General features: G+C 63.3%; 21 protein-coding genes and 1 tRNA gene. 15 read left to right on the top strand and 7 right to left on the bottom strand.

Annotated features, from left to right (window positions below; genetic code table 11):
• Positions 1 to 94: 94 nt before the first annotated feature.
• The 14 genes from TRIHO_RS22285 (at position 95) to TRIHO_RS22220 (ending at position 19488) form a co-directional block, all read left to right on the top strand.
• Positions 95 to 2887: a hypothetical protein gene (locus TRIHO_RS22285; RefSeq protein WP_068248928.1), complete on the top strand. Its 2793-nt coding sequence runs from the start codon at positions 95 to 97 to the stop codon at positions 2885 to 2887.
• Entirely contained in the window at positions 2884 to 3267 is a 384-nt protein-coding gene (locus TRIHO_RS22280) for a hypothetical protein (RefSeq protein ID WP_068248927.1), read from the top strand. The genes TRIHO_RS22285 and TRIHO_RS22280 overlap by 4 nt, the downstream gene beginning before the upstream one ends.
• Before the next feature lie 9 nt (positions 3268 to 3276).
• On the top strand, positions 3277 to 4578 hold the full coding sequence (locus TRIHO_RS22275) for a hypothetical protein (protein WP_068248925.1): 1302 nt from the start codon (positions 3277 to 3279) through the stop codon (positions 4576 to 4578).
• Positions 4579 to 4774: 196 nt separating this feature from the next.
• Positions 4775 to 5359 (top strand): ANTAR domain-containing response regulator, encoded by a 585-nt coding sequence (locus tag TRIHO_RS22270; protein ID WP_068248923.1) that lies wholly within the window; start codon positions 4775 to 4777, stop codon positions 5357 to 5359.
• Complete coding sequence (locus tag TRIHO_RS22265) at positions 5356 to 6531, top strand: ABC transporter substrate-binding protein (protein ID WP_068248922.1); 1176 nt, start codon at positions 5356 to 5358, stop codon at positions 6529 to 6531. Before TRIHO_RS22270 ends, TRIHO_RS22265 begins: the two co-directional genes overlap by 4 nt.
• A gap of 269 nt (positions 6532 to 6800) precedes the next feature.
• Positions 6801 to 8168, top strand: coding sequence for a CmpA/NrtA family ABC transporter substrate-binding protein (locus TRIHO_RS22260; RefSeq protein WP_068248921.1), 1368 nt, complete (start codon positions 6801 to 6803; stop codon positions 8166 to 8168).
• A gap of 107 nt (positions 8169 to 8275) precedes the next feature.
• The gene (locus tag TRIHO_RS22255) at positions 8276 to 9358 is read left to right on the top strand and encodes an ABC transporter permease (protein WP_068248920.1); all 1083 of its coding nucleotides are present in this window, start codon (positions 8276 to 8278) and stop codon (positions 9356 to 9358) included.
• Between the two features lie 5 nt (positions 9359 to 9363).
• Positions 9364 to 11040 carry an ABC transporter ATP-binding protein gene (locus tag TRIHO_RS22250; RefSeq protein ID WP_068248919.1) on the top strand — a complete coding sequence of 559 codons (1677 nt, stop codon included), beginning with the start codon at positions 9364 to 9366 and terminating at the stop codon, positions 11038 to 11040.
• Positions 11041 to 11045: 5 nt separating this feature from the next.
• Positions 11046 to 13475 (top strand): nitrite reductase large subunit NirB, encoded by a 2430-nt coding sequence (gene nirB / locus TRIHO_RS22245; protein WP_068248918.1) that lies wholly within the window; start codon positions 11046 to 11048, stop codon positions 13473 to 13475.
• On the top strand, positions 13472 to 13801 hold the full coding sequence (gene nirD / locus TRIHO_RS22240; RefSeq protein WP_068248917.1) for a nitrite reductase small subunit NirD: 330 nt from the start codon (positions 13472 to 13474) through the stop codon (positions 13799 to 13801). The genes nirB and nirD overlap by 4 nt, the downstream gene beginning before the upstream one ends.
• The gene (locus TRIHO_RS22235) at positions 13801 to 16434 is read left to right on the top strand and encodes a nitrate reductase (protein ID WP_068248913.1); all 2634 of its coding nucleotides are present in this window, start codon (positions 13801 to 13803) and stop codon (positions 16432 to 16434) included. Before nirD ends, TRIHO_RS22235 begins: the two co-directional genes overlap by 1 nt.
• Positions 16431 to 17381 (top strand): glycosyl transferase family protein, encoded by a 951-nt coding sequence (locus TRIHO_RS22230; RefSeq protein WP_068248911.1) that lies wholly within the window; start codon positions 16431 to 16433, stop codon positions 17379 to 17381. The genes TRIHO_RS22235 and TRIHO_RS22230 overlap by 4 nt, the downstream gene beginning before the upstream one ends.
• 11 nt (positions 17382 to 17392) lie before the next feature.
• Complete coding sequence (gene cobA / locus TRIHO_RS22225; protein ID WP_082705284.1) at positions 17393 to 18280, top strand: uroporphyrinogen-III C-methyltransferase; 888 nt, start codon at positions 17393 to 17395, stop codon at positions 18278 to 18280.
• A 281-nt stretch (positions 18281 to 18561) separates the two neighbouring features.
• Positions 18562 to 19488 (top strand): MYG1 family protein, encoded by a 927-nt coding sequence (locus TRIHO_RS22220; RefSeq protein ID WP_068248909.1) that lies wholly within the window; start codon positions 18562 to 18564, stop codon positions 19486 to 19488.
• Between the two features lie 87 nt (positions 19489 to 19575).
• Here TRIHO_RS22220 and TRIHO_RS22215 read toward each other — a convergent pair whose 3' ends face one another.
• The 7 genes from TRIHO_RS22215 to TRIHO_RS22185 all read right to left on the bottom strand — a co-directional run bounded on the left by TRIHO_RS22215 (position 19576) and on the right by TRIHO_RS22185 (position 26233).
• Positions 19576 to 20508, bottom strand: coding sequence for an AEC family transporter (locus TRIHO_RS22215; protein WP_068248908.1), 933 nt, complete (start codon positions 20506 to 20508; stop codon positions 19576 to 19578).
• Positions 20509 to 20561: 53 nt separating this feature from the next.
• Positions 20562 to 21359 (bottom strand): MBL fold metallo-hydrolase, encoded by a 798-nt coding sequence (locus TRIHO_RS22210; protein WP_068248907.1) that lies wholly within the window; start codon positions 21357 to 21359, stop codon positions 20562 to 20564.
• The gene (locus tag TRIHO_RS22205; RefSeq protein ID WP_068248905.1) at positions 21359 to 22162 is read right to left on the bottom strand and encodes a TatD family hydrolase; all 804 of its coding nucleotides are present in this window, start codon (positions 22160 to 22162) and stop codon (positions 21359 to 21361) included. Before TRIHO_RS22205 ends, TRIHO_RS22210 begins: the two co-directional genes overlap by 1 nt.
• Before the next feature lie 94 nt (positions 22163 to 22256).
• Positions 22257 to 23378: a DNA polymerase III subunit delta' gene (locus tag TRIHO_RS22200; RefSeq protein ID WP_068248903.1), complete on the bottom strand. Its 1122-nt coding sequence runs from the start codon at positions 23376 to 23378 to the stop codon at positions 22257 to 22259.
• Positions 23375 to 24049: a dTMP kinase gene (tmk, locus tag TRIHO_RS22195; protein WP_068248902.1), complete on the bottom strand. Its 675-nt coding sequence runs from the start codon at positions 24047 to 24049 to the stop codon at positions 23375 to 23377. Before tmk ends, TRIHO_RS22200 begins: the two co-directional genes overlap by 4 nt.
• On the bottom strand, positions 24046 to 25197 hold the full coding sequence (locus TRIHO_RS22190) for a D-alanyl-D-alanine carboxypeptidase family protein (RefSeq protein ID WP_068248901.1): 1152 nt from the start codon (positions 25195 to 25197) through the stop codon (positions 24046 to 24048). The genes tmk and TRIHO_RS22190 overlap by 4 nt, the downstream gene beginning before the upstream one ends.
• Before the next feature lie 97 nt (positions 25198 to 25294).
• On the bottom strand, positions 25295 to 26233 hold the full coding sequence (locus TRIHO_RS22185; RefSeq protein ID WP_068248900.1) for an SPOR domain-containing protein: 939 nt from the start codon (positions 26231 to 26233) through the stop codon (positions 25295 to 25297).
• A 340-nt stretch (positions 26234 to 26573) separates the two neighbouring features.
• Between TRIHO_RS22185 and TRIHO_RS22180 the strand changes: the two genes are divergently transcribed.
• A tRNA-Ser gene (locus tag TRIHO_RS22180) sits at positions 26574 to 26663 on the top strand.
• Positions 26664 to 26965 lie beyond the last annotated feature (302 nt).

Genomic DNA, 26965 nt, shown 5'->3' with positions numbered 1-26965 from the left:
TGATTTGTTGGCGAGCCGTAACCTATGGTTGTGGTTGGCTGCATCGGCGTTGCCTGTTCATCGCGCCGCGCTGCAGATCGAATTGAGGTGACTTTTGGCCAATACCCCTGATCCGCTTGCGAACAATCCGGCCATTCGCCAATGGGCTGAACGGTTTTACAGCATCAAGGATTGGACCATTCCTGACCCGCTGAGCGATGAGGATCTTGCCCTGGAAGCGCGCCGGACGGCGGCCCTGGCGGAGCTTGCAAAGATCAGCATCGGCGCTGAACTGGCCTCTGGCGCGCGCCGTGCATTTGCTGGCGGGCGCAAGGCGCTGAAACGGGAGGTGTCGGGCGCCACCGACATCGGGGCGTTTGACGGGCTGGATACGGATATTGCCGATCTGGCGGCGCAGATTGCCACGCAGCGCCAAATCGCGCTGGCACGGGCGGCGGCGCAGACCGCCCTTGCGGCGGCGGAAGCGAAATTCGAGGCGGTCCGTGATGCGTTGGATCAGGGGGCCTTTACCTATCTGGAGCGGCTGGTCAATGCGGCGCGGGTCGCGATGGGCAACGCCGTTTCCGTGGCCGATTTCGAAGGCGTCGAAAGCGATGCCACCGACTGTGTCACCCGCGCCACCGAGGCTCAGACCTATGGTGCATATTTTGACAATTGGACACGGGCGACACTGGCGCTGATCTCGTCCATGCCAAAGAGTGATCCCGTCGAGATCGCGGCGCGTGACACATTGGCCACCGCCCGCAACACCCAGATGACGGCGGCGGCCAGCGCTTCGAAAACCGGAGATTTCGCCACCGCCAAGTCGGCGCTGCAAGCCTGGAAAAGCAACCTTGCCGACGAGGACGACCTGGACGACGCTGTCGCCTACGATGCCCTTCTTGAGACATATATGCAGAAGTACCACAGCCGGTGTCAGATCATTCTGGCCAGCCAGCTGCGCGACGTCAAAACCTTTAAGAGCCACCTGAAGAACGCCAAGACCAAGGCGACCGAACGGGACTACACAGCCGCCAGGGCCCTGCTGCAGGCGCTGATGGATTACGCGACGCCGGCGCGCACCAGGCTGGCGCGCTACCTGCGCGGATTTGACATGTCGATGATGCCAACAGACGCCACCTTCAAGGCGGCCATGCTGGAAGTGCAGAAACAGGATGCGCTGGGCCAGGGCAACAAGCCAAAAGCCGCGCGGACCTGGTTGGTGAACTGGGCGAAAACCAACGGCACCGTCATGAACGAGAGCCTTTCGAAACAGGTTCTCAGCAGCTTGCAAAGCAAATACGAGGCGCTGAAAAAAGTGCTGAAGGACCCGGAACTGAGCGATCTGATCGCCACATGGACCGCGCATGAGGCGCGGGTCACGGCCGGGGATTTCACGGCCACCACCGGCGCGGCGCAATATCTGCCCAAGCTCGAAGCCCTGTTCCAGCTGGCAAAGGTGGCGGATGAGCGCAACGAGATCGCGGCGATCCTGGCCCAGTACCCCGAAGCTGCCGGTTTTGATTTTCACACCCCCCTGAACGATGACATCGCAGCCGAGAAATACATGGACGCGATTGCCGCCGTGCCTGCGGTTTTGGCGCAGCTTCGCCTGGTTCCGAAATATCTGGAGGTGAAGGCCGCGGCAGAGTCGCTATTGGCGGTGCTGCCGTCCGGCGAGGATGCGCTGACCGGCCCGCTTGACACGGCAATCAAGACTGCGGCTGTGACCGTGCTGGGGGATCCGGTCAAGGCCACAGCGGATTTGCAGGCGGTGCTGGATGGTACGGATTATCTCGACCTGGCGCTGGCGATGGCCGATTTCGACAAGAAGCTGAAACGGGTCGAACAGGACCATGCGCGGATCAAGGCCTATCTGAAACTGCCGGAGGCGGAGGACGCGCTGGACCAGCAACTGGCAGCGGCCAAAGCGCGCGCCCTGACCGACAAGGAATATGGCGATGCCTTCCTGCTGCTGGACCAGCACGAGGCGCTGCTGAAAACCGTGCGTCCGATGGCGACGGCGCGGTTCCAGGTCAAAGGCATCATTGGCGCGCTTGAACATGAGGCGGTTGATGTTTCGACGTTGCAACCGTTCAAGGACCGGATCACCGCTGCGGAAACGGCTGCCAAGGCGCTTGAATTCAAGACCGCCGAGACCGCTTTCGAGGGCATTCGCACCGATCTGGCGGTCCAGTGCACCGCCGCTGCCGAGGCCTGCGAGACGCGGGACGGGACTGGCAGTCGGGCCGGGCATTCGCTGGACCGGCACGGGCCGACCGTTGATGATGCCGCTTTGATCGAGCGGTTGAAATCCGGCAAGCCGCCAAACGCCAAGACCGATGACGAGCGTTCGTTTACGGGGGCCTCGTCAAAGTTTCACAGCGCCCAGGACTGGCTGGCCGGCCGCCAGATCGCGGCAGAGGCCGCCGCCGCCAAGGGGATCGACCTCGACGTGACCGTGATGACCTATACGGGCGATCCCCTGACCGCGCCGGAGGAGTCTGCGGAATTTACGGTGGAACACGGCCGCCCCATCGACAAGGCCTTTATCGGGCACAAGCGTCAGGTGAAGATTGAAGAAAACAGCGGTGAGGTGATCAACGACAAGACCTATGAAACCTTCGAGGAAATCGAAGGGCTGACCCGCGCCTTTGTGAATTTCATCTGGGAGCCGGCGACGTTGCCTGCGGAAACCACCGCCTTTCCGGTTGATCCAACCGTCCATGACGAAGTGACGCCGCAGGATAATGCCGACTATGTCAAACATTACCAAATCCGCCACAATACGGCCCCGGCCAGCATTCCCGGTCGTTGGGTGATGATGCAGCAATTCCCCGTCGCGGAAGGGTGGGACAATGAAACCAAGACATATAAAAACGCCAACCCGAGTAATATGATCCCATGAAAATTCGCAAGGAAATGATCGCCCAGTATATCCGGCTGCTGACCACGGGGCGGGCGGTGAACGCGCCGGATCCGATGTCGGATCTGTCCAATTTCGATGCCGATATCCGGACCATGCACAAACGGGCCTATCAGGACGGCAACCTCGACTGGCTGCGGCTGGCGCTGGATGCCCTGATTGCCGACCCCTCTGGCCGCATCGAGGAATTTGCCGGTCTGCAATATCCCTTTGATGAGCGCGACCTTGTCGCGATCTTTCGCCACGCACACGAGATGATCTGGCCTGATCGCAGCCTGTCGGAGCCGGGCGATGAAGCGGAGCTGGAGTTTGTCGACATGAGCCCGGAAGACTGGGCCGCTGTTTCGGGCGATGCCAACTAGGAGAATGCAATGTCGACTTCGGTTTTTGACGCAGATGCCATCGTGAAATTGCTGAAAAAGGCCAAGTCTTCCGGCGGGGAGCTGCCTTTTGCCTTTGGGTTGGCGACAAAGGCCGAAGACTGCGGTCTGGTGATTGATCTGCGCAAGCCGGGCAAGGTCCTGCGCGAACAGATCAAGAAGGACGCCGCGATCAAAAAGACCTGCTTTGGCGTGCTCAGCGTCGAGGAGACCGATGTGCGGCTGCAGCCGGTGAAGCCGCTCAAGGGCATGGTCAAACAGCTGAAGAAGAAATTCCGCGTCGAAGGGATGGTGAAATACAACCCCATCCTGCTGTCCGAGGACGGCAGCGTTCTTGACGAGGACATGCTGCCCGATGGCGATGAGGCGGAGATCGAAGAGGGCGCCGGCCCGGAGCAACCCGGCGCGCCGGATCCGGGTGGCCCGGCGACCCCATCGCTGGATCCTGCCCTGTTGAAGCGCCGCGTGGCAGCTGCCGCGACGGCGATCAAAGGCTTGCCGAACCCGGACCTGGCCAAAAAACTGGCGCCGGAGGTGAAGGCCTGCGCACAGCTGTTGGGGCAGGGGGATCTTCCGGGCTGCGATGCCCGGCTGACCCGGCTGGAGGCGGCGCTGACCAAACTTGCGGTGCGGCCAGAAACCGGATCAGATACCGGACCAGAAACAGGGCCGGAGGCTGGCGACGGTGGCGAGGGCCAGTCGCAACAGGCCGCAAAGCTGAAAAAACTGTTGCTGGCACAGGTCGCCAAGCTGAAGACACGACCGCCCGCGCAAGCGGCCCCATTGGCATTGCAGGCGCGCGAGATCGACGCCCAGCTGAAAGCGGGCGACCTGACCGGGGCGGTCGCGGGGCTCAAGGCACTGGCAGCCGCGCTTGATGCGCCCGTCGCACAGGACGCCGCGCCGTTGAGTGATCCGGCGGGCGATCCGATGGCGATCTGGATGGCGGCCAAGGAAGATGTGGATGACGGTATTTCGGCCCTGCAATCGGCGCTGCGCGGGCAGGGACATCCGGTGCTGGCCAAGATCGCAGATGCCGGTCTGGCCGGTGTGACCGACGGCAACCAGACCGCGCTGATGAAGGCGCTGTTCGAGATGAAATTCAGCAGTGGCGATGCGCGCAAGACGGCGGCAAAGGCGTTGCTGGCGCAGATCGCCGCCTATTCCACCTTTCTGAAGTCCGATCCGGTGATCGAGTTGGTCGAAAACAACCCCTTCTCGATTTCTGTTCCGGTCAAGGCGCCGCTGGGCGCGGCCCTGCGGCAGATGGCGATGATTGCCAAGGCGGCCTGAGCCGGAACCTGCGACGTGATTCTTACCCTTGTCTGGGGGAATTGACGCCCGCACGGCTGCCGGAACCGCCGCCCGGATCTTCGGGGCGCCTATTCCCTGACCAAAGGCGGCGCCGGGGCGCGGACTTTGGCATATGTGTTCCAATTGACGACGGATTTCGCTTGTCTGTTGGCTGGCAGCTTGCCATTCAACAGCCATGGAGCCAGCACTCACCATTGTTGTCGTCGAAGATGACCGGGACCGCGCGATCGCAATCGTCGATGCGTTGAAGTCCACGGGCAACCACGAGGTTGTGGTGATAGCCAATGCCAGCGGGCTGGCCCGGCGTATTGTGGCCCATGCACCTGATATCGTGCTGATCGACATCGACAACCCGACCCGCGACATGCTGGAAGAGCTGACGCTGGCGTCCGGCCCATTGGAACGCCCGGTGGCGATGTTCGTTTCCGGCGAAGCGGGCGGTCTGGCCAAGACCGCCATCGAGGCAGGGGTGTCGGCCTATGTGGTGGACGGTTTGTCGCCAGAGCGGCTCAAACCGGTGATGGATACCGCCATTGCCCGCTTTCGCATGGTCAAACAGATGCGCACCGAGCTGGCCGAGACCCGGCGCGCGCTGGAAGAACGCAAGGTGATCGACCGGGCCAAGGGCCTGTTGATCAAGGCCAAGGGAATTGACGAAGACGCCGCCTATGCGCTGTTGCGCAAGACGGCGATGGACCAGGGTCGGCGCGTGGCTGATGTGGCGGAGGCGTTGGTCACCGCATCGGGATTGCTGCGATGAAAATGGTCACTTTGCCGGTTGCCTATATGCCGCTTGTCGACGCGGCGCCGCTGATCGTCGCACAGGAAATGGGCTTTGCCGAGGCGGAAGGGATCGCGCTGGATCTCATCGCGGCCCCGTCCTGGTCCTCGGTGCGCGATATGCTGGCCTTTGGCCGTGTCGATGCGGCGCATCTCTTGTCACCGGTGCCCGTGGCGATGACCATGGGCCTGGGCGGGGTGGCGACCTCGGTGTCGGCGGTGATGGTGCTGTCGGTCAATGGCAATGTGATCGGCGTCGGCCGCAGTTTGGAAGACCGGCTGCGCGCGGCGGGCTATGGGTTCGACTTTGCGGATGCGGCGGCGGCGGCCAGGGCGCTGGCGGCGGTGGCGGACGGGCCGATGGTCTTTGGCGTGCCGTTCCCATTTTCCATGCACACCGAATTGCTGCGCTACTGGTTCGAGCGGTCCGAGCTGGGCCAGACGGAAGTCGAGATCCGCACCGTGCCCCCCCCGCTGATGGCGGAGGCTCTGGCGGCGGGCGATGTGGATGCTTTTTGCGTCGGGGAGCCCTGGGGCTCTGTTGCGGTGGATCAGGGGGCCGGCGCGTTGCTGCTGCCGGGCAATGCGATCTGGTCCTATGCCCCGGAAAAAGTACTGGCCGTGCGAACTGGCTGGGCCGAAACCGAACCCCATTTGTTGCGGCGTCTGATGCGGGCGGTCTGGAAGGCGGGGCAGTGGCTGTCACAGCCCGAGGTCCGCACCGCGGCCGCCGAAATCCTGTCGCGCAAGGCCTATCTCGATATGCCGGCAGAGCTGATCGACCGGGCCTTGCACGGGCGCTTTACCATTTCGGGACAGGCGGAGCAGCGCGAAGTGTCGTGTTTCGTCGAGTTCCACAAGGGCGCGGCGAGCTTTCCCTGGCGCAGTCAGGCCCGCTGGATGGCCCACCGACTGAGCCAACGCCACGGGTTGCCGTCGGAGGACGCCATGGATCGGGCCGCACAGGTCTATCGCAGCGATCTCTTTCGCACCCATATGTCCGGCAGCGAGGCGGATATGCCGGGCGCGTCGGAAAAACTGGAAGGTTCGATTCGCTATCCCACCGCGGTGGCCTCCCAGAAAGGGCAGCTGACGTTGCTGCCAGATTCGTTTTTTGATGGCTGGGTTTTTGATCCAGACGCCGAAAGCTGACCAAAAAACGGGCACGCCTCTCTCTTTGATCCAATGATTGCGCCGGATGTGCCGCAGCGCAGCAGGTTTTTCTGGAAACCGCATCCGCGATCTTCATAGGTTGAACCATCGGCGCACAATGGCGTGCACTGATCCGAAATTCTCCCAATGACAGGGAATGCTGAGCAAGGTCGCTCACTCTCTACCGGTCTCCTCCGGTGGACAGTGATGTGGCCTTTTTGCGTTTAGATCGCGGTCTCCCCTCCGCCGGTCCATGGAAAGGACAGACGATGAATAAATTGATCATGAGCCTTGTTGCATCAACTGCATTGGCCAGCCCTGCGCTCGCCGAAATGCTGGAACTGGAAAAAGACGAGCTGACGTTTGGCTTTATCAAGCTGACCGACATGGCGCCGCTGGCGGTCGCCTATGAGCAGGGCTACTTCCTCGACGAGGGTCTGTTTGTCACGCTGGAGGCGCAGGCCAACTGGAAGGTGCTGCTGGACGGCGTCATCGACGGCCAACTGGACGGCGCGCATATGCTGGCCGGTCAGCCGCTGGCGGCGACCATCGGATTCGGCACCGAGGCGCATATCGTCACCCCCTTTTCGATGGATCTGAACGGCAACGGCATCACCGTCTCCAACGACGTGTGGGAAAGAATGCTGCCGCATATCCCGAAGATGGAAGATGGCCGCCCGCAGCACCCGATCTCTGCCAGCGCGCTGGCGCCGGTGGTCCAGGAGTTCAAGGACGAGGGCAAGCCGTTTAACATGGGCATGGTGTTCCCCGTCTCCACCCACAACTACGAGCTGCGCTATTGGCTGGCGGCGGGCGGGCTGCATCCGGGCTATTACAGCCCCGAGAATGTCACCGGCCAGATCGACGCCGATGTGTTCCTTTCTGTCACCCCGCCGCCGCAGATGCCTGCCACCCTGGAGGCCGGCACCATCAACGGCTATTGCGTTGGCGAACCGTGGAACCAGCAGGCGGTGTTCAAGGGGATCGGCGTGCCGGTCATCACCGACTACCAGTTGTGGAAAAACAACCCCGAGAAGGTCTTTGGCCTCAATGCCGCCTTTGTCGAGGAAAACCCCAATACCACGCTCGCCGTGACCAAGGCGCTGATCCGCGCCGCGATCTGGCTGGACGAAAACGACAACGCCAATCGGGAAGAGGCGGTCGAGATCCTGAGCCGCCCGGAGTATGTCGGCGCGGATGCCGAGGTGATTGCCAACTCGATGACCGGCTTTTTCGAATTCGAAAAGGGCGACAAGCGTGACATCCCCGATTTCAACGTCTTCTTCCGTCACCACGCTACATATCCGTTCTATTCGGATGCGGTCTGGTATCTGACGCAGATGCGTCGCTGGGGCCAGATCTCCGAGCCGCGTTCGGACAGCTGGTATGACGAGGTCGCGCGCTCGGTCTACAAGCCCGACATCTATCTTCAGGCGGCCCGGATGCTGGTTGACGAAAATCTCGCCAACGAGGCGGATTTCCCCTGGGACAGCGACGGCTACAAGGCCCCGACACCTGCGGCCGATATCATCGACGGCATTGTCTATGACGGCCGCACCCCGAACGCCTATCTCGACAGTCTGCCGATCGGTCTGAAGGGCGATGAAACCATCGCCGGGACCGAGGTCAAGGGCTGAGCCCAGAAGACAGGCCTGCCCCGGAGCGGATCCGGGGCTCCCATCTCATCAACATCGCGCCCCGGGCGCAGCCCCGGGGCCTTGCCCCTCAGGACGAGGACATGACAATGACGACCGTCGATCCGAATTTCTCTGAAACCGCCGACCGCGAAGCGCGGCGTGCGCGGCTTTTCACCCGTATTAACGTTGCCGACAAGTGGTTCCAGGTGCTTGGGCTGAGCTGGATCACCCCGCTGTTGAAAGCCTGTGCCGGTGACAACCCACGCGCGCAGATCAAGGAAATCTGGCGTCTGCTGGCGGTGCCGCTGCTGGCGATTTTTGGCTTTCTTCTGCTCTGGGGGGCGCTGGCGCCGAAGGTGCAGACCAGCCTTGGTGCGGTGCCCGGCCCGGCGCAGGTCTGGGAGGAGGTGGTGAACCTCCATCAGGATGCCAAGGCCAAGGCCGCCAAGCAGGAAAAATTCGATGCCATGGTCGAAAAGCGCAACGAGCGCCTGATCGAGGCGGGGCGTGCGGATGAGGTCAAAACTGTCGCCTATACCGGCGCGCCGAGCTTTTATCACCAGATCTGGACCTCGATCCAGACCGTGTTTTTCGGGTTCCTGATCGCCACCGCCATCGCTGTGCCGCTGGGCATTGCCGCCGGTCTGTCGCCGATGGCCAATGCGGCGCTGAACCCGCTGATCCAGATCTTCAAACCGGTGTCGCCGCTGGCCTGGTTGCCGATCGTCACCATGGTCGTCAGCGCGGTCTCCGTGTCGCAGGACGGCCTGTTCGCCAAATCCTTTCTGATCTCGGCCATCACCGTGACCCTGTGTTCGCTGTGGCCGACGCTGATCAACACGGCGCTTGGCGTGGCTTCCATCGACAAGGATCTGGTCAACGTCTCCAAGGTTCTGAAGATGAACACCTGGACCAAGATCACCAAGCTGGTGCTGCCCTCGGCGCTGCCGCTGATCTTTACCGGGCTGCGCTTGTCGCTTGGTGTGGGCTGGATGGTTCTGATTGCGGCGGAAATGCTGGCGCAGAACCCCGGACTGGGCAAATTCGTCTGGGACGAATTCCAGAACGGCTCTTCCAGCAGCCTCGCCAAGATCATGGTCGCCGTGGTGACCATCGGCATCATCGGCTTCATGCTGGACCGTGTGATGTTCGCTCTGCAGTCGCTCTTTACCTTCACGAATAACCGGTGAGCGATATGAGCATTCTCAAATTCGACAATCTGTCCAAGAGTTTTGGCAGTGGCACCCATGCAACCCATGTTCTGAAGAACATTGATCTGGAGGTTGCCGAAGGCGAATTCCTGGTCATCCTGGGCTTTTCCGGTACCGGAAAGACAACCCTGATCAACCTGATGGCGGGGCTGGAGGCCCCGACCAAGGGCAGCGCCACCTTCAAGGGCAAGCCGATCACCGGCCCTGGCCCGGAGCGCGGTGTGATCTTTCAGTCCTATTCGCTGATGCCCTGGCTGACGGTCAGCGGCAATGTGGGGCTGGCGGTCGATACCGTGTTTCCCGGCCTGTCCAAGGCGAAAAAGGCCGAGAAAGTCGCCCATTACGTCCAGATGGTTGGCCTCGGCCATGCGGCGGCACGTCGCCCGGCGGAACTGTCCGGCGGCATGCGCCAGCGGGTCAACGTGGCGCGTGCCCTGGCGATGAACCCGGAAATGTTGCTGCTGGACGAACCGCTGTCGGCGCTGGATGCGCTGACCCGGGCCAATCTGGCGGATGAGATCGAACAGATCTGGGAACAGGACAAGAAGACCTGCGTGCTGATCACCAACGATGTGGACGAGGCGATCATCCTCGCGGACCGCATCATCGCGCTGAACCCTGATGGCACGCTTGGGGAAGAATTCCGGGTCACGATCCCGCGCCCCCGCGACCGCAGCGCCATGAACAGCGACGAAGCGTTCAAACATCTGCGGGCCGAAGTCACCAAGTATCTGATGGATGTCGGCATCGAAGCCAAGGTCGAAGGCACCCGCCTGCTTCCGGAGGTGACGCCGATCCACAGCCTGCCTGCGGCGGTCAAGACGGCGCAGAAAACCATGATCGACGAGCGGTTCCTGAACTTCAGCCAACTGCACAAGATCTATCCGACGCCAAAGGGCCCGCTGACGGTGGTCGAAGATTTCGACCTCAAGATCGACCGGGGTGAATTCATCAGCCTGATCGGCCATTCCGGCTGTGGCAAATCCACGGTTCTGACCATGGCGGCGGGGCTGAACTCGATCTCAAAAGGCGCGATCAAACTGGATGGCCGCCACGTCGAAGGCGCCGATCCGGAACGCGCGGTGGTGTTCCAGTCCCCGAACCTCTTTCCCTGGCTCAGCGCCAAGGAAAACGTCGCCATCGGCGCCGACAAGGTCTATCCGCGCGCCAGCCAGGCCGAGCGGCAGGACGTGGTGGAATATTACCTCGAACGGGTCGGCCTGGCCGATGCGATGGACAAGCCGGCGGCGGAAATGTCCAACGGCATGCAGCAACGGGTCGGTATCGCGCGCGCCTTTGCGCTGTCGCCGAAACTGCTGCTGCTGGATGAACCCTTTGGCATGCTCGACAGCCTGACGCGTTGGGAGCTGCAGGAGGTGCTGATGGAGGTCTGGAGCCGGACCAAGGTTACCGCCATCTGCGTCACCCATGACGTGGACGAGGCGATCCTGCTGGCCGACCGGGTGGTGATGATGACCAACGGTCCGCAGGCCACCATCGGCAAGATCACCCATGTCGACCTGCCGCGCCCGCGCACCCGCAAGGCGCTGCTCGAACATCCCGATTACTACGCCTATCGGCAGGAAGTGCTCGATTTTCTTGAGGAATACGAGCACGGGGCGAAACCCAAGCCCAAAACCCAAACCATGGCCGCGGAGTGACGCACATGAAACAGAAACTTGTTATCATCGGGGCCGGCATGGCCTCGGGCCGGGTCATCGAGCAGCTGCTCGAACATGCCCCTGACGCCTATGACATTACCTTGTTCAACGCAGAGCCGCGCGGCAACTACAACCGGATCATGCTGTCGCCGGTCTTGTCAGGTGACAAGACCTACGACGAGATCGTGACCCATTCCGATGCCTGGTACGCCGAACATGGGGTCACCTGCCGGTTTGGTGAAAAAGTGCTGCGCATCGATCGCGAAAACCGCGAAGTCGAGGGCGAGAACGGCACCCTGTCCTATGACAAGCTGGTGGTGGCAAGCGGGTCCAACCCCTTTATCATCCCATTGCCCGGCCACGATCTGGAAGGGGTGATCGCCTACCGCGATCTGGAAGACACCGAACGCATGATGACCATGACCGAGGGCAACCGGGTGGTGGTGATCGGCGGCGGCCTGCTCGGGCTGGAGGCGGCGGCCGGCATGGCCGCACGCGGCGCGGATGTCACCGTGATCCATATCATGGGCCACCTGATGGAACGCCAGCTGGACGAGGCGGCAGGCTATCTGCTGAAGAAGTCGCTGGAAGAGAAGGGCATCACGGTCCGCGTCAGCGCCAACTCCAAGCAGATCCTTGGCGAAAACGGCAAGGTCCGGGCCCTGCAGCTGGACGATGGCACCGAACTGCCCTGTGACCTTTTGGTGATGGCGGTGGGCATTCGCCCCAATATCGCCCTGGGCAAAGAGGCCGGCCTCGCGGTCGGGCGTGGCATTCATGTCGATGACCAGATGCTGACCTCGGACGAGAATATCCTGGCTGTTGGCGAATGTGTCGAACACGATGGCGCGATCTTTGGCCTGGTTGCACCGCTGTACGATCAGGCCCGCGTGGCGGCACAGACCCTGATGGGCGAGGCGGCGACTTTTGTGCAAAAGACGCTGTCGACCAAGCTCAAGGTCACCGGCTGCGATCTGTTCAGCGCCGGTGATTTCGCCGAGGGCGAAGGGCGCGAAGACATTGTTTTCCGCGACCCCGCACGCGGCGTCTACAAACGGCTGGTGATCGAAGGCGACCGGCTGGTGGGCTGCGTCATGTATGGCGACACGGCCGATGGCAACTGGTTCTTTGGCCTGATCAAGGACGCGACCTCGATCGAGGATATGCGCGACACGGTCATCTTTGGCCCGGCGTTTCAGGGGGGTGCCCAATCGGACCCTTTGTCAGCCGTTGCAGCCTTGCCGCCTGAGGCGGAAATCTGTGGCTGTAACGGCGTTTGCAAAGGCACCATCGTCGAGGCGATCCAGGCGGGGGCCAACGATCTGGGGGCTGTCAAGGCAGTCACCAAGGCGAGTGCGTCCTGCGGGACCTGTACCGGTCTGGTGGAGCAGCTCTTGCAGGTCACGCTTGGCGATGACTTCCAGATGCCGACGGTGCAACCGGTCTGTGGCTGTACCGATCTGTGCCACGAGGATGTGCGCCGTCTGATCAAATCCCAGGAGTTGAAATCGCAGGCCGCCGTCTGGCAGGAGCTGGGCTGGAAAACGCCCAACGGCTGCCATGTCTGTCGCCCGGCGGTGAACTTTTACCTGCTGGCGGATTGGCCGCTGGAATATCGTGACGACCCGCAGAGCCGGTTCGTCAACGAACGCAAACACGCCAACATCCAGAAAGACGGCACGTTTTCCGTGGTTCCGCGCATGTGGGGGGGGATCACCAACCCCGGCGAGCTGCGGGCCATTGCGGATGCGGCGGAAAAATTCGGGGTGCCGACGGTCAAGGTCACCGGCGGCCAGCGGATCGACCTTCTGGGCGTCAAGGGCGAGGATCTGCCCGCCATCTGGGCCGATCTCAACCGGGCCGGGCTGGTGTCGGGGCATGCCTATTCCAAGGGGCTGCGCACCGTCAAAACCTGTGTCGGGACCGACCACTGCCGCTTTGGCACCCAGGATTCCACCGGGCTTGGCATCAAGCTGGAGCAGATGCTCTGGGGATCGTGGACGCCGCATAAGGTCAAGCTGGCGGTCTCGGGCTGTCCGCGCAACTGCGCCGAGGCGACTTGCAAGGATGTCGGTATCATCTGTGTCGACAGTGGCTATCAGGTGGGTGTCGGCGGAGCGGCGGGCATGGACCTGAAGGAAACCGAGCGGCTGCTTGATGTGCCGACAGAGCAGGAGGCCATCGACGTCACGGTCGCCTTTGTGCAGCTCTATCGCGAATCCGCGAAATACCTCGACCGGCCCTACAAATGGGTCGCCAAGGTCGGGCTGGACTGGGTGCGCGAACGGATCATGGATCTGGAGGAACGGCGCCGGCTGATCGACGCCTTTGAACTGTCACAAACCATCTATCGCAAGGACCCCTGGGCAGAACATGCGGACAAGTCCCGCGACTTTGCCCCCCTTGCGGATCTGACCCTGGAGGCCGCGGAATGAGCTGGATCGACATTGGACAAATCGACGACGTCCCGGAGCGCGGTGCCCGCGTGGTGAAAACGCCGCTGGGCTGTGTTGCCCTGTTTCGCACCGCCCCCGAGGAGGTTTTTGCCGTTTCCAACACCTGCCCGCACAAGGCCGGCCCCCTGGCCGAGGGGATCGTGCATGGCAACAAGGTGACCTGCCCGCTGCACAACTGGGTGTTTGATCTTAATACCGGGCAGGCGGTGGGCGAAGACGCTCAGATCGACACCTATCCGGTCAAATTGGAGAGCGGTCGAATTTTTCTGGACGGAACCGCGTTGGGCAAACGGAGCGCGGCGTGATGGATGGCGCAGGCCTGCCCGAAACACGCTCGACCTGCCCCTATTGTGGGGTCGGTTGTGGCGTTCTGCTGCGCGCGGACGGGCAGGGCGGCCTGTCGGTGCGCGGCGACCCGGACCACCCGGCGAATTTCGGGCGTCTGTGCTCCAAGGGCTCGGCGTTGGCGGAAACGCTGGGGCTGGAGTCACGCCTGTTGGCCCCGCAGATCGACGGGCAGGAGGCCGATTGGGACGCCGCCTTGCAGCTGGTCGCCAACCGGTTCAAGCAGACCATCGCCGAACACGGGCGCGACAGCGTGGCCTTTTACGTCTCCGGGCAGATGCTGACCGAGGACTACTATCTTGCCAACAAGCTGATGAAGGGTTTCATCGGCTCGGCGAATATTGACACCAATTCAAGGCTTTGCATGGCGTCCACAGTGGCGGGGCATCGCCGTGCCTTTGGCACCGATACCGTGCCCGGCACCTATGAGGATATCGAAGAGGCCGATCTGGTGGTGCTGGTCGGGTCCAACCTGGCCTGGTGCCATCCGGTTCTCAATCAGCGGCTTCTGGCGGCGAAAAAGGCGCGCGGGACCCGGATCGTGGTAGTTGATCCCCGCCGTACCGCCAGCTGTGATGGCGCGGACATGCATCTGGCGCTGGCGCCGGGCAGCGATGTGGCCCTGTTCAACCGCTTGCTGAGCGATCTGGCCAAACATGGGGCGATTGATCACGACTATCTTGCCCGGACCGAAGGGTTTGACGCCGCGCTGGCTGCGGCAGAGGCCGATGATGTCGCGGTGACCGGGTTGCAGGAGGCCGAGATTGCGGCGTTTTGCGATCTGTGGCGGACGACCGAAAAGGTTGTCACCATCTTCAGCCAGGGGGTCAACCAGTCCACCAGCGGCTCTGACAAGGTGAATGCGATCCTGAACTGCCATCTTGCGACCGGCCGGATCGGACGACCGGGCATGGGGCCCTTGTCGGTCACCGGTCAGCCCAATGCGATGGGCGGCCGCGAGGTTGGCGGGCTGGCCAATATGCTGGCCTGCCATCTGGATCTGGAAAACCCCGACCACCGGGCCGCCGTACGCGATTGCTGGGATGCGCCGACCGATATCCCGGATGCGCCGGGGTTGAAGGCGGTGGATATGTTCCGTGCTGTCGGCGACGGGCGGATCAAGGCGCTGTGGATCATTCACACCAACCCTGTCGTCTCGATGCCCGAAGCGGATCTGGTGCGCGATGCCATTGCCGCCTGTCCCTTCACGGTGGTCAGCGATATCACTGCCGCCACCGATACGGCGCGGTTGGCGGATGTGCTGTTGCCAGCAACCGCCTGGGGGGAAAAGGACGGCACTGTCACCAATTCCGACCGCACCATCAGTCGCCAGCGCGCCGCCCTGCCTGCACCGGGAAACACGCGGCCGGATTGGGCGATCCTGGCTGAAGTCGGCCAGCGGATGGGCTGGACCAAGGCCTTTGATTACGAAACCCCGGCGGAGATTTTCCGCGAGCATGCCGCTTTGTCCGGGATTGCAGCCAAGTTCGGTCGCGATTTTGACATCTCCGGCCTCGCGGCGCTGGGCGATGCCGCCTACGAGCAGCTGGAGCCGGTGCGCTGGCCCGTCACAGCAGAGCGGCAGGGGGGGCGGTTTTTCGCAGAAGGCGGCTTCTTTCACCCTGGTGGCAAGGGGCGGCTGTTGCCCGTGCGTCACCGCCCGCCGGCGGCCAGAACCGAACCGCGCTATCCGTTCCGGCTGAACACCGGACGGGTGCGGGATCAATGGCACACGATGACGCGCACGGCGCTCAGTCCGAAGCTGTCGGCGCATCTGGCGGAGCCGTTTCTGGAAATCCACCCGACAGATGCAACTTTGCTCCAAATCCTGCCGGCGGATCTGGTCGAGGTGCAAAGCCCGCTGGCCACCGCGATCCTGCGCGCCCGGATCACCGACGCGGTGCAGCCGGGGCAGGTCTTTGCCTCGATGCACTGGACTGGCGAGACGGCCCCATCCGCGCGCATTGATGCGCTGGTGCCCGGTGCGACAGACCCGGTTTCTGGCCAGCCTGAAAGCAAGGCAAGCGTGGTTGCGGTGCGTCCCTATCGCGCGGCCTGGTATGGCTTTGCCGTGTCGCGCGGCGAGATGAAACCCGACAGCGCCTATTGGGCGCGGGCGCGGACCGGCACCGGCTATCGGGCCGAGCTGGCCGGCGCGGTCGCGGCAGACAACTGGGAAGAGGAGGCCCGGCGTCTGTTCGATCTGCCCGATGCCGTCGCGGTGTCGTTTCAGGATGCAGGCCGGGGGCTGGCGCGCATCGCCCTGATGCAGGATGGCCATCTGGCCGCGGCGCTGTTTGTGGCCAAAACGCCAGTGGCGGTGATGCGGGACTATCTTGCCACCTTGCCGGGCACGGATGCCCCCAATGTCCTGTCGGGGCGGCCGTCGGCGGATATGCCGGATCCCGGTCCGGTCTTGTGTTCGTGCTTTGGCGTGGGGGTCAACACCATCCTGCGCGGCATCGAAAACGACGGTCTCAGCTCGGTCGATGCGGTGGGGGCGGCGCTTCAGGCAGGGACCAATTGTGGTTCGTGCCAGCCGGAGATCGCCGCGCTGTTGAGCGCAGCACAGGTGCGGGAGGCGGCGGAATGAGCCTGTCGGACTACGTCAGAATTCTGGGCCGTGGCCCCGGGCGGTCGCGGTCGATGACCGAAGATGAGGCGGCGCAGGCGATGACCCTGATGCTGCGCGGCACGGCAGCACCCGAAGCCATCGGCGCGCTGTTGATGTTGTTGCGCATGAAAGGTGAGGTGCCCGAGGAAATCGCCGGTTTTGCCCGGGCCGCCCAGGCGGAGATCCCGGCGATTCCGGGTGTTGATCTGGACTGGCCGAGCTATGCGGCGGGGCGGACACGGGGGTTGCCGTGGTTCTTGTTGTCGGCGCAGCTTGTGGCGCGGTCCGGGCGTCGCGTGCTGATGCATGGCTGGAACGGCAGCGATCCGAAGGTTCGCGCGGGGTTGGCGCAGGCGGGGATTTCGGTCGCGCGCACCCCGCAAGAGGCGGCCGACCTCGTTGCGCGCGAGGGCATCGCCTACTTGCCGCTTGAAACCCTGCATCCGGCGCTGTTTGATCTGCTGAACCTGCGCGACGTGCTCGGGCTGAGATCCTGTGTCAACACGGTCTGCCGGATGCTGAATCCCGGCCGGGCCGACGCGAGCGTGCAGGGGGTGTTCCATCCCTCCTACCGGCAGCTGCAGGCCAATGCTGCCGCGCTGCTGGGGTGGCAGGCGCTGACGATCATCAAGGGCGGTGGTGGCGAGTTCGAGCGGGTGCCGCTGAAACAGATCGAGGCTTTTGGCCTGCGGGATCGCCGGGTCTGGCAGGACAGTTGGCCGGCCTTGCTGGAAGATCTGCCGACCGGTCAGGGGCCAGAGGCTGATTGTGACCTTGCCGGACTATGGGCCGGGGCTGCGGCCCCTGTGGCGGAACAGATGGTGCTTGGCACGGCTGCACTGGCGCTCGACACGCTGGGGGTTGGCGACGCGGCGGGTGAGGCCCAGTGCCTGTGGTCCAGCCGCCTGAGACAACGCGCAGCATAAGGGGATATGCGATGACACTGGTTCCGACACTATCGACAGATCTTGGCCTGCCAGTGACCGGTCTTGGCGCCGGCACGCCCGGGCGCGGACGGATCGTATTGGTTGGCGCTGGCCCTGGCGCGCGCGATCTGCTGACGCTGCGCGCCCTGCGGCACCTGCAGGAGGCCGATGTGATCTTTTATGATCGCCTTGTGGAGGCAGATGTTCTGGACCTCGCACGGCCCGGCGCCGAGCGGGTTTTTGTCGGCAAACACGTGGGTGCTCATGCCTGGCCGCAGGGGCAGATCAACGCGATTATTGTTGCCGAAGCCCGCAAGGGACGGCGGGTGGTCCGGTTGAAATCCGGCGATCCCGGCATTTTCGGGCGTGCCGGCGAAGAGCTGGAGGTTGCCCGTGCCGCCGGAATTCCGGTGGAGCTGGTGCCGGGCATCACCGCCGCATCCGCCGCCGCCGCCGCCCTGGGGCGCAGCCTGACCGAGCGGGGCCAGAGCGATACATTGGTTTTGACCACGGGCACCGGTGCGGCCGATAACCCGCTGCCTGACTGCGTCCGCCATGCCGCGCCGGGTACGACGATTGCGTTTTACATGGCGGTGGGGCAGGCCCCCCGGATCACGGCCGGGCTTCTGGCCAGGGGAATGCCGCCGGGGCTGGAGGTCCAGATTGCGGTCGAGGTGGAAAAATCATCGCAGCGATTGTTGCGGTGTCCGCTTGGTGAACTGGCCACAGTCTTGGCGCGCAACGGGGTCAAGGGCTGCGCGCTGATCCTTGCGACCTGGCCGAGCCAGAGGCCCGCGACAACGGCTGGTGACACTATCGACGAGGAGCGCGGATCTGCGCCGCACCTGTCGCAGGACCCGGGGCAAGAGGGCGCGATGGCGCAAAAGGTTGTCGCCTGACGGGCCGGCCCACGGCCATTGCCGGTTGCGCCGACAGGGCCGGTACTGCGCAGATCAGCGCCTGAACCAGACAAATATATCGAAACGACGTGACGGCGCAGTGAAATGCGGCTTGGCCTCGGTCGTGGGCGCAACTACAAGCTGACCAACCAATGTTGATTTGGCGACCTCTGGTGTCGGCAGTGCAACCCAGGTCGCCGCAGGGCAAGGCGTATCTGTCCTGTCGCACTGGCCTGGTCCATTGTTCTGCCCCAGCCCCGTCGCAGAAGGAGATCCTCCGCATGAGCCTGTCTTATCTCGTCACCCACTCAGGTGGATTTCACGCGGACGAGCTGCTGTCCTCTGTGGTGCTGACCCGTCTGAACCCAAAGGCGGCGATTGTCCGCAGCCGCGAGGAGAGCTGGATCACACCGGCGGCGGATCGCGTTATCTATGATGTCGGCCGCGCCTATGACCCGCAGGCCGGAATTTTCGACCATCACCAGAAGGACGCGCCATTGCGCCCCGACGGCCAGCCCTACAGTTCGTTTGGTTTGATCTGGAAACACTTCGGGCTGGAGTACCTGCGCGCGCTCAGCGTGCCGGAGGATGATCTTGAGGACATCCACGCGTCGTTCGATCGCAGCTTTGTCCTGCCGATTGATCTGATGGACAACGGCGCGGTTGACCCTTCGGTTGCCGGGCCGCTGGCCGATCTGACGCTGCCGTCGCTGTTGGAAACGCTGAAGCCATCCTTTGATGACGACGCGCCGGAGGCCGATGACCGTGCCTTTGACGCGGCCTTGTCGGTGGCGCGCGTATTTGTCGAGGCCAGCCTGCGCCGCAAGACCGCCAAGCGGCGCGCCGAGACGATGGTGCAGGCCTCCATCGTTCAGGCGGGGGCGGCGCAGGTGCTGGAACTGGAACGCGGCATGCCGTTCCGTTCTGCCGTTGAAAAGGCAGGGGCGGATCATCTGTTGTTTGTGGTGCACCCGCGCGGCAGCGACTGGACCCTGACGACCATCCGCGTCGGGGATGACACCTTCGACAACCGCGCGGATCTGCCGGCGGCCTGGGCCGGGCTGACAGATGCGGCGCTGGAAGAGGTTTCGGGCGTGGCGGGGGCGAAGTTTTGCCACAACGGACGCTTCATTGCCGTTGCCGACAGTCGCGAGGCGATCCTGAAGCTGGCAGATCTGGCGGTCGCCGAAGCCCTGCGTCAGGGCTGATCCGGGCCAGCGTCCCGCCTTTCCCTCAGCAAGACGCCAGATCGGGTGCCTTCTCAGGCCCTTGCAAAACCCGGCCCCTCCGGGGGATTAGCTGAGCAGCGTCAGCCACAGCATGGCAGTGACAACGCAGGAGGCGGTGGCGATCAACACCGAAGAGGCTGCAACGCGTTTGGCCCGCCCGTACATATTGGCAAAGATGTAGCCGTTGATCCCAGGTGCCATCGCGGCGTTCACGACGCCGGATCTGAAAAGGTCCTCCCGCACCTCAAGCGCGCTGCCCAGCCCGTAGACGAGCGCCGGATGCAGCAGGAGTGAAATGCAGCACACCATGGCAATGGTGCGCAGATCGCCTTCGGGGCGGTACTGAACCATGATGCCGCCAAGGGCAAAAAGCGCGGTTGGCAGACCCGCCGAAGCAACAACGGCCAAGGCGTCATCCACTGAGGCCGGAATGGAAAACCCGGAGAGGTTCACAGCGAACCCCGCGAGAATGGCCAGGATCAGATTGTTGTTGAAGATGGATTTCAAAACCGCCGACACGGTGCGCATCGTGCCATTGCCGCGGTTGCGAAAAATCTCCATCGCGGTGATGCCAAGGCCGTAGCAAAAGGGCGAATGGAAGGCAATGATCGCATAGTTTCCGACCAGTGCGTCCGGACCAAAGGCGCGTTCGGTGATCGGCAGACCCAAGAGGACCGAGTTGCTGAAAAGGCAGCAAAACCCGATGGCGACGCAATCCTCCCAGTCCCGCTTGAAAAAGAGCCGGGCACCGCCGAAGCCGGCAAAGAAACAGGCGCCCGCGCTGACGTAGAAACTGATCAACAGGTCCGGGTCGAACCCGGCGCTGAGGTCGATCCCCGCCATCGCCCGAAACAGCAGGAACGGGATCGCGACCCCTTGGGCAAATTTCATCAGCCCGTCGATCTGGCTTTGCTGAAACATGCCACGCAGGGTTAGGACATAACCGATACCCACCACCACAAAAACGGGTAGCACGACATTGAAAAGGCTGAAGATCATGATGTGCCCGGTCCTGTCCGTTGGCGGTGTCGGTGTCTTGCGGTGGTGCGCCGTCAGTAGTCCGTGTGGATCACCATGCCGTCGTAGGCGGGTGTAATGTGGTCGGGGGTTGCGGCCTCGACCGTGGCGTAATCCATGTCGATATGCATGTTGGTCAGCACGGCGCGGTTGGGTTGCATCCGGTCAATCCACGACAGCGCGGTCTGATAGCAAAAATGGGTTGGATGGGGCGTGTAGCGCAGCGCATCAAGGACCCAGCAATCGAGGCCTTCGAGCACGGGAACAACCTGATCCGGGATCGCGGCGACATCGGGCAGATAGGCCAGATCTCCGATCCGAAACCCCAATGCGTCCACGGCGCCATGATTGACCCGGAACGGCAGAAACGGGATCGCACCGCCAGCGCCCTCGATCACAAAGGCCCCGTCGATGTCGCAGATATCGAGGATTGGCGGGTAGGTGGAGCCTTCGGGCTGGACAAAGGCATAGGCAAATCGCGCCAAGAGGTCCGTTCGGGTCGGCGCGTCGGCATAGACGGGCAGGCGTTCGCGCATGTTGAAAACGATCATCCGCAGATCATCCAGCCCGTGGACGTGATCGGCATGGGAATGGGTATAGACCACCGCATCCAATCGACCGACGCCAGCGCTGAGCAGTTGATCCCGCATATCCGGGCTGGTGTCGATCAGCACCGTTGTTGTGCCTTCTGGCCCGTCGCGTTCGACCAGCATCGAACAGCGGCGGCGGCGGTTCTTGGGATTGTTCGGGTCGCAGTCGCCCCATAGCCCGCCAAGGCGGGGCACACCGCCCGAAGACCCGCAGCCGAGGATCGTACACCGCAGCTCCGGCATCAGGCGGCGGCCTCGTATTGCGCGACTTTCCAGAACAGCCGGTCGAAATTTTCCTGCGTGCGCGCGGCGAATTCCACATAGTCGAGGCCAAAGACCTCGGCGCCGACCTTGGCCGTATGGGCGGTGTAGGCGGGTTCGTTGCGTTTGCCACGATAGGGGGGCGGCGCGAGGTAGGGGCTGTCGGTCTCCACCAGAATGCGGTCAATCGGGGCCTCGGCGAAAATATCGCGCAGCTCCTGGCTCTTGGGGAAGGCGGCGATGCCCGACATCGACAGGTAGAATCCCAGATCAAGCGCCGCGTGGCCCAGCTCGGCAGAGGAGGAAAAACAGTGCATCACACAGGAAAAGGCCTTTTCCGCGTGGGTTTCGCGCAGGATGGCGGTCATGTCATCATCTGCCGCGCGGGCATGGATGATCAACGGCAATCCGGTTTCCTGCGCCGCCCGGATATGGATGCGCAGGCTGTCTTGCTGAACCTCGGCGCTGTCGCCGGTGTAGTGGTAGTCCAGCCCGGTTTCACCGATGCCAACGAATTTCGGATGCTGGGCCAGCGCGACGAGGTCATCGACCGTGGCCAGCGGTTCTTCGGCGGCGCTCATCGGGTGGGTGCCTGCGGCGTAGAACACCGGCGCATGAGCTTCGGCGAGGGCCCGGACGGCGGGTTCATTGCGCAACCGGGTGCAGATGGTGACCATCCGGGTCACCCCCGCCTCGGCAGCGCGGGACAGGATATCGGGCAACTCGCCGTCAAAATCGGGAAAATCAAGGTGGCAATGGCTGTCTGTAATCTGCGGGGTCGTCATAGTAGTGCCTCTGTCGCCTTGTACCTGTCGCCGTTTGCTGGTCGTGCAGTTCTTGGCCGCAGCCCGGTGCGCCGCCCGGAGCCGGAGCCGACCCTCAGCGCGACGCGGTTTCCTGCATCTTGAACACCGTATCTAGGACCAGCGCGGCAGGGTCAAGGTTCACCGCCTGGCCATGCCGTGTCCGCTCGGTCACGATGGCGGCCAGATCCGCCCATGCCCGCGCTTTGTGCGCATCGGGCGACAGGCGGGACAGGATCGCGGCCTCGTTCGGAGCGGCTTCGGGGGCGGGGGGCTGCCCGGTTGCGCCGGTGAGGGCAAGACGCACCAAGGCCAGATCAAACAGGGTCAGAAGGAGTTCGAACCGCTCCCCGGCGTTTCGCCCAGCGGCCTTTTCCGCGAGGGCCATCGCGCGTTGCCGGTCAAGTCGCGGCAGGCTGTCGGCAAGGGCCAGAACCTCGCCATAAAGTTTCGGCCCGTCGAGTGACAAAAGCCGCATCGCCGCGCCCACAGATCCGGCGGCAAGGGCCGACAGATGGGACGGATCGACTGGCAGCTCGGCCCCTGCCTGCTCCAATGCTCTTTGCATGTCGTCTGGTGCGAGCGGCCCCAATCGCAGGGTCCGGCAGCGCGACCGGATGGTCGGCAGGAGCCTGGAGGGCTGGTGCGAGATCAGCAGCAGCGTGGTCCGGGCGGGCGGCTCTTCGAGCATCTTCAACAGGGCGTTGGCGGCGTTGGCGTTCATTTCGTCGGCGCTGTCCACGATCACGACACGGCGCCCGCCTTCGGCCGAGGACAGGCCGAAGAATTTGTTGAGCACCCGGATATCGTCGACAACGATCTGATCGCGCAGGCGGCCCTTGTCGTTATAGCTGCGGGTGATCGCGGCCAGCCCCGGTTCGGCCAGCGCCTGAATGCTATGGCTGACCGGGTGATCCTCGGCAATGTCGAGGCTGGTTGGCGGCGGCGGTGCGCCAAACAGCCCATCGTCCTCAAGCGGGGGGCTGGCCAGCAGGAAGCGGGCGATGCGCCAGGCCAGCGTGGCCTTGCCGACACCCTTTGGCCCCATGATCAGCCAGGCGTGATGCAGGCGATCGGTGGTGTAGGCCTCCAGAAAGGCGGCTTCGGCCTTGCTCTGGCCAAACAGTTGCACCGTTTCGCGCGGGTGCGGCGCGCCCTCGGTTTGATCGGCGCGGGGCGCGTCTTCTGCGTCGCTCATCCGCCGCTCTCCTCTGAGGCCGGAGCCGGATGTGTCGCGCTCAGCGCGGCGGCAACAGTGGCTGCGACCTCGGCGGCCACGTCATCCACCGGTCGGTTTCCGTCGATGACACGGAACCGGTCTGCGAATTCCTCTGCAAGCGACAGGAAGCCGGCGCGCATCTTTTCCTGCAGGTCCAGTCCAAAATCCTCGAACCGTTCTTCGCTGCCCTGTCGACCCTTGGCACGGGCGAGCCCGGTAGCGGGGTCCATATCTATCAGCACGGTCAGGTCGGGGTCGCGCCCGATCATCAGGCTGTGCAGGCGATCCACCGTGGTGCGCAGGTCGCCGCGCGACAGCCCCTGATACATCCGGGTGGAATCGGCAAAACGGTCGCAGACGACGACCTTGCCTGCCCGCAGCGCGGGCAGGATCGTCCGTTCCAGATGGTCGCGGCGGGCTGCGGTGAAGAGCAAAAGCTCGGTCTCTGCCGACCACCGGTCCGGATCGCCTTCCAGGACCAGACGCCGTATTTCCTCCGCCCCCGGTGATCCACCGGGTTCTCGGGTCAGGACAACCTCACGCCCGCTGCGGCGCAGATGGTCGGCCAGAAGGCGGCATTGTGTGGATTTGCCTGACCCGTCGATCCCCTCGAAGGTCAGGAACAGCCCGTCGGTTTGCGGTGATGTCACAGTTCGCCCTCTGGCCCGTTCAGAACGCGGGATACAAGGATCCGCGCGGCGGTCACGATCTTGACCGGAAAGCCACCCGTGCCGACATCGTTTTGCGCCACCAGCGGCAGGCGCATTTCCGGCAGGTCTTCGGGTTGCAGCACCAGTTCGGCCAGCTGTTCGCCAGCAACGATTGGCGCGGTGACCGGGCCGGTATAGACCACCTCTGCGTTGACGACGCCGTCCGACAAGGCGGGGAGCAGGATTTCGAGATCCTGCGCCGGCACCAGGCCGACCGTCGGACTGTCGCCCATCCAGACCTCGGCCTGTTCAACCGGCTGGCCCTGGCGGGCTAGGGTTTTCTTGATGAACTGGCGAAAGGACCAGTTGACGACCGCCTCGCTTTCTTCGGCGCGTTCGCGGGTGCTGTTCAGCCCGGACAGGACAAAAATCACCCGCCGGTCCCCCTGTTTGGCGGAGCCCACAAGCCCATAGCCGGCTTCCTCGGTATGCCCGGTCTTGAGCCCATCAGCCCCGATATCCAGCGCCAGCAGCGGGTTGCGGTTGTTGACGTTCGAAGGCGCACGACCATCGAACGTGAATTCCTTTTCAGAGAACAGCGGATAAAACTCGGGGAAATCTTCGATCAGACGGTCCGCCAGAATCGCAAGGTCGCGCACAGACATCCTATGGTTCGGGTCTGGCCAGCCGTTGGAGTTGGTAAAGGTGCTGTCGGTCATCCCCATTTCGCGCGCCCGACGGGTCATATAGCGGGCAAATCCCGCCTCGGTGCCATCGGGGCTGAGGGCCTCGGCGATAACGGCGCAGGCGTCATTGCCGGACAGCACGATAATGCCGCGCAGCAGATCCTCGACCCGCACCCGGTCGGTGGTGTCCAGGAACATGGTCGACCCGCGATAGCTCATGGCATGGGCGCTGACCGGCAGCTCTTCATCCATGGTCAATCGCCCGTCGCGCACGGCCTCGAACGCCACGTAGAGCGTCATCAGTTTGGACATTGAGGCCGGGGGCAGCGGCGTATTGGCATTTTTGTCGAGCAGCACGGTATCGGTGCCCTGATCCATCACGTAAGCGGCGCGCGCCTTGGTGTCAAAAGCCTGCGCGGTGGGCGCGGACAGAACCAGCCAAAGCCCTGTCAGCACGCCCATACAAGCGGTCGCGGAGGTCGAAGTGAAGCAGGTGGTCACGGGAAAGCTCCTCCCTGATGTCGCAGGTCTCTTGTGTTCGCGCGCCGGTCGGGCCGGGTCAGTTGGTCACGGCATAAGCGTCCGCAAAGCCGGCGCTCTTGACGTTCTTGAGCAGTTGCGTGCGTTCACTGCGCGACTGTGCCGGGCCGACGACCACCCGCCAGAACGGTTTGCCGTTGGAGGATTGCTCGTAAATGGTCGGGATCACCCCGGCGTTGCGCATTTGGTCCGCGGTGCGGTTGGCATTTGCTTCGACGCTGAAGATACCGATCTGAATATAGGGCTTGGACAGGGCGGACCGTTGCGATGCCGCCGACGGCGCGACCGGTTCCGGGCTCACCGGGGCGGCGGCAATCGCCGAGGCCGCGTCGCTGGCGATGGGGTCCAGCGTCTGGGTTTCCACCTCGGCCGAGGCGGCAATCGGGGTGCCATCGTCCAGTGTTTCGATCTGGCCATCGGTCGCGGCAGGAGGCGCCGTGTCAACCGTTTCCCGACGCAGGGCGGTCACGTTCAGCTCGACCGGTGCGCCGGCCAGCATCGACAGCGCCGCCGCCGCATCGGAGGAGACCTGCAAGCGTGGTCCCGGAATGGCCCGTTCGCGGCGGAACAGGGCGCCGATCACGAATTTGCCGTTGGCATTGTTTCGGATGATCACGCGTTCGGGGTCGACAACATCCGGATGGGCCACCCAGACGCCGCCAATGGAGGGGCGACCGTCCCAAAGCCCGGCCTCGGTGACCTGAAATACATCCGGTGCCTCGACATCGCGGTCGACCAGCTTGGTCGAATTGGTCGGTGTGCCCTGGTCCACGGTTTCCTTTGGTTTCAGAAACGAAAAGAATGACTTGCCGTCGCTGTTGTCGCCCGAGGATGCGCCCCCCACCGGGGAGGGCGTGTCTGTGCAGGCGGCCATCGCCAGCAGGCCGACCAGCGCCAGACGGACGCTCCGTCGAGCGACCTTGCGCGAGGCTGCTTTGGAATTCTGTGGCTTGCTCATCCGGGGGTCCTGCCTGCTCATGGTCTGTTTTCTGTGGGTGGCGTGATCTTAGCCTCTGCGTGCCATAGCCCTCGTTTCTCGGCTGGGGCCGGTGACGGTTTTTCGATCAGACACGCCTTTTGGCGGCAGCATAAACGCAGTCGTTTGCTATGAAAACCCTGCGGTTTCCCGGATTGGCTGGAATGGGCGACAGATTGCGCGTTTGTGATCCCGATCCTGTCCGGAACCCGAGGCGATGTATCCGCCCGCAGCAATCCATCAGGCGCCTTGGATTTTCCCGATTTCCCCTTGCCACTGGCGAACGAGCAGCCTACACCGCACGACAATTCGAGCTGGTACCGGGGAGGTGGCAGAGTGGTCGAATGCGGCGGTCTTGAAAACCGTTGAACGTGAGAGCGTTCCCAGGGTTCGAATCCCTGTCTCCCCGCCATTATCCCCATTTCGAACCAGTGACACCGCCCTGACGGGCACGGATTTTTCCGTGTTATCAAAGGGGTTTGCGGAAACCGACCGAACCTCATAGACGCGCCGCCTAGCCGAAGGTGGGCTCAAAATGACCCTCAGTCTCAGTTTGGGCGAACCTCACCCGTTTCGGTTCGGTCTCGTTTTCTCGTTACCTTTCAATGCACTGCTGCCGAACTCCGCCAAAACCCAAACGTGCGTTCCGAACGACATCGATGGCAACATAGCCAGAACATGCGGTAGGCGCGTTGCTCGGGATGCTAGCGTAAA

Origin of the sequence: Tritonibacter horizontis, assembly GCF_001518015.1 — a bacterium.
Lineage (GTDB): Bacteria > Pseudomonadota > Alphaproteobacteria > Rhodobacterales > Rhodobacteraceae > Epibacterium > Epibacterium horizontis.
The sequence above is the reverse complement of the archived record's forward strand: the minus strand, read 5'-3'. Positions and strand labels throughout refer to the sequence as shown.